The organism is Paenibacillus antibioticophila (assembly GCF_000455265.1).
Taxonomy (GTDB): domain Bacteria; phylum Bacillota; class Bacilli; order Paenibacillales; family Paenibacillaceae; genus Fontibacillus; species Fontibacillus antibioticophila.
In genome coordinates this window covers 444831-455851 of sequence record NZ_HG005140.1, presented here as the reverse complement: position 1 = coordinate 455851, position 11021 = coordinate 444831, and the positions used below count along the sequence as shown (strand labels likewise).

At 51.0% G+C, this 11021-nt stretch carries 9 protein-coding genes; 6 read left to right on the top strand and 3 right to left on the bottom strand.

Annotation, left to right across the window (positions count from 1 at the left end; all coding sequences use genetic code 11):
* The coding region (locus tag TX85_RS27635; protein ID WP_044480513.1) for an ABC transporter ATP-binding protein at positions 1-1050 on the bottom strand (1050 nt) is incomplete at its 3' end.
* The gene (locus TX85_RS15920; RefSeq protein ID WP_101781184.1) at positions 1040-2788 is read right to left on the bottom strand and encodes an ABC transporter ATP-binding protein; all 1749 of its coding nucleotides are present in this window, start codon (positions 2786-2788) and stop codon (positions 1040-1042) included. The genes TX85_RS15920 and TX85_RS27635, both read right to left, overlap by 11 nt.
* Positions 2789-3039: 251 nt before the next feature.
* Between TX85_RS15920 and hemH the strand changes: the two genes are divergently transcribed.
* From hemH to TX85_RS15900, 4 genes are all read left to right on the top strand, one after another.
* Entirely contained in the window at positions 3040-4074 is a 1035-nt protein-coding gene (gene hemH, locus TX85_RS15915) for a ferrochelatase (RefSeq protein ID WP_233500782.1), read from the top strand.
* 110 nt (positions 4075-4184) lie between these two features.
* Positions 4185-6965, top strand: a complete 2781-nt coding sequence (locus TX85_RS15910; RefSeq protein ID WP_044480510.1) for a glycoside hydrolase family 3 protein — start codon at positions 4185-4187, stop codon at positions 6963-6965.
* Positions 6966-7033: 68 nt separating this feature from the next.
* Complete coding sequence (locus TX85_RS15905; RefSeq protein WP_044480509.1) at positions 7034-7216, top strand: hypothetical protein; 183 nt, start codon at positions 7034-7036, stop codon at positions 7214-7216.
* Positions 7217-7298: 82 nt separating this feature from the next.
* Positions 7299-7511 (top strand): DUF378 domain-containing protein, encoded by a 213-nt coding sequence (locus TX85_RS15900; protein WP_044480508.1) that lies wholly within the window; start codon positions 7299-7301, stop codon positions 7509-7511.
* Between the two features lie 180 nt (positions 7512-7691).
* On the opposite strand, the gene TX85_RS15895 is transcribed toward TX85_RS15900, so the two are convergent.
* Positions 7692-8600, bottom strand: a complete 909-nt coding sequence (locus TX85_RS15895) for an EamA family transporter (protein WP_044480507.1) — start codon at positions 8598-8600, stop codon at positions 7692-7694.
* 251 nt (positions 8601-8851) lie between these two features.
* On the opposite strand from TX85_RS15895, the gene TX85_RS15890 reads away from it, so the two are divergent.
* Together TX85_RS15890 and TX85_RS15885 are read left to right on the top strand one after the other, a co-directional pair.
* Positions 8852-10240: an MATE family efflux transporter gene (locus TX85_RS15890; protein ID WP_044480865.1), complete on the top strand. Its 1389-nt coding sequence runs from the start codon at positions 8852-8854 to the stop codon at positions 10238-10240.
* A 19-nt stretch (positions 10241-10259) separates the two neighbouring features.
* Positions 10260-10883: a polysaccharide deacetylase family protein gene (locus TX85_RS15885; protein WP_081671771.1), complete on the top strand. Its 624-nt coding sequence runs from the start codon at positions 10260-10262 to the stop codon at positions 10881-10883.
* Positions 10884-11021 lie beyond the last annotated feature (138 nt).

Sequence of the window (11021 nt, the reverse complement as noted above, 5' to 3'; positions counted from 1 at the left end):
CTTCTTCTCTTCCGGTGAAGGCTCCTTAACCTCCGGTTGGGCAGAGAAGATGCGCCACAGCCGATCCATGGACACTGTGGTAGATTGAAGGGTATTCCACTGTTGAGTAATCTGGTTGATCGGTTGAAAGAACTGACGAATATAACTGGTGAATGCATACAGTACGCCGAATTCGATTTGTTGGTCGAGCACGGCAAACCCGCCGAGCCAGACGACAAATGCAACGGCCAGATTGCCGAGGACATCAAAGGAGCGGTTAAAGAGAACCGATGCCCGGACCTCCCGGAGATTTGCCTTCAAGTAGGAGGTGTTCCGGCTCGTAAAACGGTCTTCCTGCTCTTGCTCCTGATGGAAGGACTGAATCAGGCTCATACCGGATAAATTCTCCGCAGTAAAGGCAATGAGCCGGGAGAGCAGCGAGCGGGCCTGCTGGTAGCAGGATCGCAGATGCTTCCGGAAAGCCACAGCGATACCCGTAATGATCGGGAACAGGATCAGGCAATACAGGGCAAGCCGCACATCCAGCGCAAACATGAAGACGATAACAAGAATGAGGGAGAGTCCGTCCCGGACGAGACTGAACAGAACCTGGGTGAAGAACTGATTGATCGTCTCGGTATCACTGGACTCATTCGTGACAAGCCCTCCCATGGAGTTCCGGTCGAAGAAGGACATGGACTGTCCGGTGATATGCTTGAACAGGTCTTTCCGCAGGAGAGCTACAATGCTCTGGCCAACGCGCTGCAGCAGGTTCGCCTGAACATAGGAGAACACGCCGCTAAGCGCTTCGAGAAGCAGATAGCCCACCGCCAGCCCGATCAGAATTTTAGACCCGTACGCACCGAAGAGCACCTTTTCATCAATCGCGTATTTGATCAGGAACGGCTGGAGCAGGTCCGCCGAAATAGCTAGGAATGCACAGATGAAGACCCCGAGAAAGGATTTGCGGTGAGGCTTGGCATATGAAAATAGAGCCTTGAAGGCTTGACGGCGTTCCTCCGGAGAGACGGTGTGCTTGTTATCCTCGCGCTGCTTGGTTTCAGCCGGCATGGTTACCCTCTCCTTCCTGAATCTTATGCAGGGAAGCATACAGACCCTGGAGGCGAAGCAGTTCCTTGTGAGTTCCCTGCTCGGACAGCTTGCCGTCCTCCAGCACAAGGATATGATCGGCGTGCTTAACGGCACTGATCCGATGGGCGATAATAATCGTCGTCTTTCCTTGTCTAGACTTCCGTAGATTCGCCAGAATCTTTGTCTCCGTTACGGCATCCACGGCGCTCACACTGTCGTCCAGCAGCAGGATCGGCGCCGATTTGATAAGCCCCCGGGCCAGACTGGTTCTCTGGCGCTGCCCGCCGGAGAGGGTAAGCCCCCGTTCGCCAAGCTTCGTATCGAATTGATCGGAGAACCCGGCGATACTTTCGTGCAGCTCCGCCAGCCTTGAAGCCTCCTCGACCTCATGCAGCTCTGCGTCCCGGTTGAAAAAAGCGATATTATCGCGGATGGTGGTGCTGAACAGGAAGCCATCCTGGGGAACATACGCAATCTGCGTGCGCAGACTGCTGAGAGACAGATCCCGAATATCCCGGCCTCCGATATAGATGGTTCCGCGAGGTGCATCATATAGACGCAGCAGCAGCTTAACCAGGGTCGTCTTGCCGCTCCCGGTGCGTCCCACAATTCCCAGGGTCTCGCCGGGCTTGAGCGAGAAGCTGATATCATCCAGACTCGCTTCCCCGGCATCAGGATAGGCGAAGGTCAAATGGTGTATATCGATGCCAAGGTGCTGCTCGGACGGCGGGAGAGTGTCATCGCCCTCCTTAATTTCCGGCTCTACCGCGAGCAGCCGGTTTAATCTGTCCAGGGATGCCCGGGATCGCTGCATGGTATTAATGACGTTCCCGATGAGTCGCAGCGGATTCATAATCATGCGAAGGTACAAGGTTAAGGCCACGAAGAGACCCAGCGACAACTGCCCGCGGGTGACCAGAAGTCCGCCGTAAGCGATTGCAACAGCCATCGAGACAGCCCCTGTAAAGGGAAGAATCGCCTGGAACATGGAGGTGATCTTAACCAGGGAGAGCTGACGCTGCAGGATGTGATCCACAGAAGCCCCGAAGCGGTCGCGAGCTATATTTTCCGCAGCGAAGCTCTTGGTCACCTTTACGCCTTCAAATTGTTCCTCAGCTGATTCTGTCATCGAAGCCAATGCCTCCTGAACCCGGCGGGAACGGTCGCGGATTTTCGGTCCGAAGCCGATGACCAGAAAGGGGATCGCGAGCAGCGGCAGCACACAGACCAGAATGAGCAGTGCCGGAATATCACTCGCAGCCATCATGACAATGACGGAGATGATCAGCACGGATGCATTGGTCATCTGATTCAGCCCGTTGGCAATCGACTCCCGCACACCGGTCACGTCGTTCATGACATAGCTGAGCAGCTTGCCAATTCCGTTTCGGGAGTAGTAAGACTCGCTTAATTGAGTAAAATGATGGAAGAGCTCTTGTCTTGCCCGGAACTCGAAGATTCGCCCCAATCGGTGATTGATATACTGTCCAATGCCGAAGCATAGTCCGTATACAATCGCGATCCCGACCAGAAGTATCGCATAATACCCAACATCGGGTCGGGTCAGCTCCCCGCTTTGCAGATGGTCGGTGAAATCACCCAACACCTTCGGGAAGTAGGCAAACGTAACATTTGCGGCAATCAGAGATAACACCGCAGCCAGGTAGAACAAGAAATGGGCCTTCATGTGATTCAACAGTAATGTTTTTCCACGCACAGACACCTGTCCTCTCCTTATATAGTGCATCGTGATCAAAAGATGACTTTTTGCTTCGGCCAACATCGGTCATGTATAAGTATACCATGGGAGAAAAAGGCAGGCTTCAGTTTAACGGGTTACTATTCAGGGAAAATGCCTCAAATTTGTGCAAGAAAAAGAGAGAAGAATGATAGCGAAGAATTATAATATAGTCAATACTATAGCTCATACATCAGATGTGAAGCTGTGAATGGAGGATGGAAATGTTGATGAAGCACGCTCGGATCGGTGTGATCCTGGCTCAAATCGGAACACCCTCGGCTCCCGAAGCCCGCTCGGTGCGTCCGTATTTGCGGCGGTTTCTCTCCGATCGGAGGATCGTAGACACGCATCCTTTACTGTGGCAGCCCGTGCTAAGAGGAATTATTTTGCGTACACGCCCCAAGAAATCAGCAAGCCTGTACCGTCAAATCTGGACTGAAGAAGGCTCGCCTTTATGGGTCTATTCGCTCCGGCAGCAAACCGCATTGCAGGCCAAGCTGGGATCGGACTATCAGGTCGAATTAGGCCTTGCATATAGTGATCACAGTATTGAGAAGGCTATAGAGTCATTGGAGAAATCAGGAATCAGCCGTATTCTGATCGTGCCGATGTTCCCGCAATACTCCTCAACAACGACGGCGTCGGTGTATGACCAGACCTGCTTTGCGGCACTGGGACGCAAGAGCTTTGGCGAGAAAGCAGCCAAGCGCTTTATTCCCGCGCTGCGCTTTGTCGAGCCTTATTACGACGATCCGGGGTATATTGACGCTATGAAGGCTCATTTGCAGCGAATTTTGCACCGTCAAGGGCAAGAGAGCCGTCCGGATTATACAGTGCTTACCTTTCATGGCATTCCCAAGCGGTATGCCGATACAGGTGACCCTTATCCTCAGCAGTGCATGGAGACAGGTCGGCTATTAGCCGAAGCCATGGGATGGGAAGACGGAAAATGGCAGATATCCTTCCAATCCCGTTTTGGTCCGGAGGAATGGGTAGGTCCCTCTACCGAGGAGACTCTCAAGGGCTTGCATGACCGCGGGATTTCCAGTCCTATGGTCTTTTCGCCGGGCCTTGTCACCGATTGTCTGGAGACCTTGCATGAGCTGAATATTGAAGGCCGTGAGCATTTTCAAGCTTCTGGCGGACAGGCTGAGCGTTTTCAGTATGCCCCTTGCCTGAATGATCAGCCGGAATGGCTGGGCTTCCTGACGGAATTGGTAGAGCGCAACGCTGGGGGGTGGCAGACAGTACCTCGCCCCTAATGATTGTATATGTTTACGAAAACAATGGTATTTTTCAAAAAGATAAGGTAACTTATAGAGTAAAGAGAATAAAAACGTTTTTATAAACAACGTATTAAGGAGAGAATACTTTGACAACAAAGAAATTGGGAGTCCCGCTAGAAGGTTTCGCCGAGTTCAGCAGAACTGTTGCCGCAGAAGGGGCGGTGTTGTTAAAAAATGATTTGCAAGCCCTTCCTTTACTTCCGCAGGATACCGTATCGGTATTCGGAAGAACCCAGATCAATTATTACCGCAGCGGAACCGGTTCCGGCGGAAGCGTGAATGTAACGCATACGACAAATCTGTTGAATGGACTGCGCGGCAAGAGCGGAATTCGGTTGAATGAGGATTTGGCGGGCGTATATGAACAATGGATTGAGCAGAATCCCTTTGACAACGGGGGCGGCGGTTGGGCCGCTGAACCGTGGCATCAGAAGGAAATGCCGCTGAGTGATGAGCTGGTGGCCTCGGCAAGAAGCAAATCCTCGAAGGCTGTTGTGGTGATCGGCCGCACCGCAGGCGAGGATCAGGATAATGCCAATGCACCGGGGAGCTATCTGCTGACAGATGATGAGAAGGATATGCTGTACAAGGTAACGCATCATTTTGACCAGACCATTGTAGTGCTCAATGTGTCCAATATTATTGATATGGGCTGGCTGGACGATAGCCGCTATACTTATCCGATTGCCAGTGTGATTTATGCATGGCAAGGGGGCATGGAGGGAGGCAATGCAATTGCTGACGTGCTCACAGGCGAAGTGTCGCCTAGCGGCAAGCTCACCGATACCATCGCTTACCGGATCGAGGACTATCCGTCCACCAAAAATTACGGCGATGAGCTGAAGAGCATCTATGAAGAGGATATTTATGTCGGGTATCGATATTTTGAGACATTCTGTCCGGAGAAGGTGCAGTATGAATTTGGCTTTGGGCTATCTTACACGACATTTGCTTATCAGGCAGAAGAAGGAAGAACCATCAACAAATCGGATGGAGATGTCATCGAGGTTGATGTGACGGTTACGAATACAGGGAATGTCTATGCAGGTAAAGAGGTCGTCCAGCTCTATTATGAAGCCCCTCAGGGCAAGCTGGGCCAGCCTGCAAGAGCTCTTGCGGCGTTCGCCAAGACACGTGTCCTGCAGCCGGGAGAATCCCAGCGCTTAACATTGAGCTTCCCGGCTCGTCGTATGGCCTCTTATGATGATGCCGGCATGACGGGATACCGTTCGGCTTATGTGCTTGAAGCGGGGACTTATGTTATGCATGTAGGGACGAGCGTGAAAAATACAGTTGTGGCGGCCATTGACGGTCAGGGCGGATATTCGGTCAACTCGCTTCAGGTTGTCCAGCAGCTTCAAGAGGCAATGGCACCGGTAGAGGGCTTCTCCCGATTGAAGCCGGGCGCGCGGAGACCGGATGGAACCTATGAGGCGGATTATTCGGCGGTTCCGGTTAGAACCGTCTCGATGGAGGAGCGTATCGAGCGCAATCTTCCGAAGAGTCTGGAGCAGACAGGAGATCAAGGCTATAAGCTAAAGGATGTTCATGAAGGCAAGGTAAGCATGGAGACCTTCATTGCACAGCTCAGCAACCAGGATCTGGCAGCGATTGTTCGCGGCGAGGGCATGAGCAGTCCGCTGGTTACGCCGGGAACAGCTTCGGCATTCGGCGGTGTAAGCGATTCGCTGCTGAGCTATGGCATTCCTGTAGGATGCACCGCTGACGGACCGTCCGGCATTCGGATGGACAGCGGCCTGAAGGCAACCCAGGTTGCGATCGGCACCCTGCTTGCGGCTACCTGGAATGTCGAGCTTGTAGAAGAGTTGTACGTTATGGAAGGCCAAGAGCTGCTGAGAAATGAGATTGACGCGCTGCTCGGACCGGGACTTAATATTCGCCGCAGCCCGCTGAACGGCCGGAACTTCGAATATTTCTCGGAGGATCCTTTGATTACGGGAGAATTCGCCGCGGCATGTACGCGCGGAATCAAGCAGGGCGGCTCCAATGCTACATTGAAGCATTTCGCGTGCAACAACCAGGAGAAGTACCGGACAAAAGTCAATGCGGTCGTCTCCGAGCGAGCACTGCGCGAGATCTATCTCAAGGGCTTCGAGATAGCGGTGAAGGAGGCGGGAGCCAATTCGATTATGACCTCCTACAATCCGATCAACGGTCATTGGGCAGCATCGAACTATGACCTGAATACGACGATCCTGCGCGGAGAGTGGGGCTACACAGGAATTGTGATGACGGACTGGTGGGCCCTCATGAATGATGTCGCCTTCGGCGGCGCTCCAAGCAATAAATACACGAACTGGATGGTTCGGGCTCAGAACGATCTGTACATGGTTGTGAACAACTACGGCGCGGAGATTAACTCGCTGGATGACAATACCTTGGAATCGCTGGAAAATGGGACTTTAACCGTCGGGGAATTGCAACGAAGCGCTATGACCATTTGCAACTTCTTGATGCATGCCCCGGTATTCTCAAGAGAGCAGATTATAGAAGAGAAGGTTAACGCGATTGCCGCTAAGCACCTTGCTGCTGCACAGGAGCTTTCCGAAGAGGGACGGCTCCATCCATCGGCGAAGGAGCCGACCTTGTTCCAGGTGGCGGAGGCCGGGCAATACCGGATCATTGTCAATATCATGTCCCCGGACAATAACCTGGCGCAAAGCGCATGCAACCTGATTCTGAATAACCAGGTGGTTACGACGATTCAGACGAACGGCACGGATGGGCGATGGATCAAGCAGAAGCTGGTGAAGGTAGAGCTGGAAGCCGGCGGATACGAGATGACGTTTGATCATACCAAGCCAGGTATTCAGTTAGATTGGATTGAGTTCAAACGTACATTTTAAAAGAGGCCCGGGAACTGATATAATGTTACTTATCAAAGGACATTATTGAGTCAGGAGAGTAGGGGAGCATGAGGGGATACAATTTTACACGCCCATTGATGTTGATTGCGATTGCAGTCTTGACGAATTTTGCGGTTACATCCATATGCATGCTGTTTGGAATGAATCAGGATTCGGCAAGCAGTCTGGGGACAATGGCCATGGTATTAGCCGCTCTCTGGGTGTTCTCACGGCAGAGGAAGAAACGTTAATGACAATCATTTGAAGGTTTGAATAAATCTGTCCACTCCTGGGCATTTTCTTAATGAACACCATTGCGAGGAGTGGGCAGACATGAGAACAATGAACAATATCGCGCTTACGCTTTTGATTGTGGGAGGGCTGAACTGGCTTCTGGTTGGTCTGTTTCAGTATGATCTGGTGGCAGCCATCTTTGGTGGACAGAGCGCCATGCTATCCCGAATTGTCTACGTTATCGTCGGACTATGCGCGCTTTATTCGCTCAAGTTCTACGGCGACGTGAACGAAGAGGAGCGAGCCCGCTAAGGCTTAAGATCTTAATATCGGGTATGAATGAAAGAACGGCCTCTCGGGATATCCTGAATGGTCGTTCTTTCATTTTATTTAGATGAATATATAAGTTGAACTAAAGCGGCTACATAGAATAGGCATAAGTGTAAAAGAACACTTTACACGTTGCCTCCAATGTATGATCATGAGTTCAACTTACAATTCATCGGCGATGCCGAGCAGCGCAATACCGAGCATGACGACAACGATGACGCTGTACTGAAGCTTGCTGAGCCGCTCCTTCAGGAAGAGTCGGGACAGGATAACGGAGAAGATGCTGTACGAAGCGATCAGTGGTGCCGCTATAATTGCGTTATTGGCCATAGCAAAGACATAGAAGAACTGGCCGATTGTCTCGAAGATGGCAGCATACCCTTTTACACGCTCACGGAACAGATGGAAGGACTGCTTCTTGATCCATTTTAAATAAATGAAGGCGATGACCGCACAGAGGAAAAAGGTGAATTCATAGGCAAGCAGCGCCGCATCCTCGCTGATCAGACTGAGCTCATCGAGATAGATCCCATCGGCAAAGGTGCCCAGCCCGTCTATGATACAGTAAAGAATCGGGAACAGGATCGCCATGACTCCGATTTGATATTTCTTGTCCAGAACGGCGGAATCCGCCCGGAGCATGCGAAGCTCCTGTCTTTTCTCCAATACTGCGATAGCCACCACACCGCCCGTAATAAGGATGATTCCCGTTACCTGGATGCCGCTTAGAACATGGGTGAAGAAAATAAAGAGCAGGATCGTTGTCACTGCACCGGAGGAGTTCTGTACGGGAGAAGCAATGGACAGCTCCATGTACCGCAACCCGATATAGCCAAGGGTCATAGATAGAATGTAGAGCGCTGACACCGGCAAATACCGAAGCATATCGATGGGATCAAAAGCGATTCCCTGAATAAGCATGTAGGAGATAGCATGAATCCCCATCACCAGACCGACCATAATAACGATCTTGATATGACTGTACCGGTCCCCCGGATCACTTCCTTTCTTATAAAATAAATCCGCCGCGCCCCAAGCGAAGGCGGTAAGCAGCGCAAATAGAAACCACATAACGATGCACCCTCCTGAATTCAGTCTACTTTGTGAAAACTGTATCATTATATATGTCGGAGTGAAAATGTCAAGGGGAAGGCGCCGGAATGTATCCGGATTCATTGACATTAGGCATTTGGAGTGGTATCGTCGAACTGACCTCTACCAGCATTTTGAAGTTGATAGAAACCGATATATATTTCGTGAAAGCTCTTCGCAGGAAGGGTTTTTTCAATTTATATTATCTTATAAGAAAAGAATGTGATTCTATGAAACAGCTCAGACTAAGCCCTAAATACAGTAATTTTCTCGAAAAGCATCTGTCGGGCGAGACGATGGACTACCGTCAGGTCATTGCTTTGTTCCTGCCGATCCTGATTGACCAGGCCTTCATTGTCGGCTTGAACCTGGTAAACACGGCGATGATCAGCTCCTCGGGTGTGGCGGCTGTCAGTGCGGTGAACATGGTGGATTCGATCAATATGTTCCTGATCAATGTCTTTGTGGCTATTGCGACGGGGGGAACCGTGGTAGTAGCCCAATATAAAGGCAGCGGGAACCAACTGATGGTGTCTAAGTCTGCCGCCGGCAGTGTTACGGCAGTCTCGCTCACGGCGCTGGTGATCGGTATGTTTCTGGTTGTGTTTCACACCCCGATTCTCAGTCTGCTCTTCGGAGGGGCGGATGCGGACGTGCTCCATAGTGCGCGAACGTATCTGATCGGGAGCGGTGTGTCATACATGGGGATTGCCATTGTGCAGGCTGTGTGCGGTGCATTGCGAGGCATAGGCAAGTCGAGAGCTTCCTTGGCATTATCGCTGATCACGAATCTTTTGTATGTCTTGCTCAACATATTGTTTATCAATGTACTTGATATGGGTGTATTCGGGATGACATTATCCGTCAATATTGCCCGCTATGCCGGAGCAATATGTGCGCTGTATTATATATTCAAGCTGGATGCGGCGCTGCATCTGGGCATCCGCGATCTCTTCACCCTCCCGTTGTCCATGCTGCGCAAGATTATGTTTATCGGTGTGCCATTCGCCGCCGAGCAAATGTTCTTTAATGGCGGCAAGCTGCTGACCCAGGTGTTCATTGTCAGCCTGGGAACGTATGCGATAGCCACCAATGCCATAGCCGGCTCGCTGGCAGCGGTGCTGCAAATTCCTGCGGGTGCGCTGTCCTTGACGATTGTTACGGTCGTAGGTCAATGTATCGGGAGAGGCAATGTGGCGGATGCCCGAAAATTCATCAGGTCATTTCTGGTGCTTGGCTCCATCACTTTGTTCTTGATCGGTATTTTGATTATGCCGTTCTTTTATCCGCTTGTCGGTATTTTTGATCCGCCAACAGAAATTGTCCATGATATCTTCATCATCCTGCTGATCAATACTATTGTTCAGATGTTCCTTTGGCCGATCAGCTTTATTGCCCCTTCGGCGCTTCGCGCGGCTGGCGATTCCAAGTTCACTTCGATCACTTCCATGCTGACCATGTGGTTGTTCCGGGTCGTGCTTGGTTATCTGCTGGGGATTACCTTCAACTTCGGCATATTAGGCGTCTGGCTGGCTATGAACTGCGAATGGGGTGTCCGCGGAGCCATCTTCATGTGGCGTTACCGCGGAACCAAATGGTATCAGCATAAGTTGATCTAGAACGGAAGGGATGTTCAACATGTTGCCGTATAATACACTGATCCATCAGGTTCCTACAAGAAGAAAGGCCGTCGCTATCACCTTTGATGATGGACCGAATCCTGTATATACGCCCGAGGCGACGGAGATCTTTCGAAAGGCGCAGGGAAAGGCAACGTTCTTCATGATCGGCAGTCAAATGGAGCGGTATCCCGAGGTGGTTCGGGCGGTCCATGCAGAGGGTCATGAGATCGGCAACCATTCCTTCAGCCATCCTTCATTGACAGGACTTCAGAAGCTGGAGGCGAAGGAAGAGCTTGTTCAAACCGAGGTGCTGATTGAACAGTTGACAGGCGTGAAGCCCAAGGTTTTTCGTCCGCCCTATTTCGACCAGAACGAGATGGTCGGCAGCGTATCGGAGGATATGAAATATTACATGATAGGCGCCCTGAATTCGGAGGCGAACGACTGGGAGATGCCGGGTGTGGAACATATTCTGGAGAAGACAAGAAGTGAAGTCAAGCCTGGGAGCATCTTGATCTTTCATGATGGCTTTGATGACCGTTCCCAGACAATCAAGGCAGTTTCTATTCTAGTACCTGAGCTGATCGCTGATGGATATGAGCTCATTACGGTCAGCGAGTTAATCTCATCTTCTCACTAAAAAAAATGATAAGCCGTTGGTGTAGATGCCTATACCAGCGGCTTTTTTTTATTCGACAATCTATTTTGGTATAGCGCGTTTTTTTGCAAGTTGTTGTACAATGACGTAAGGGTGTGAGACTATTTTCCTACACTAATG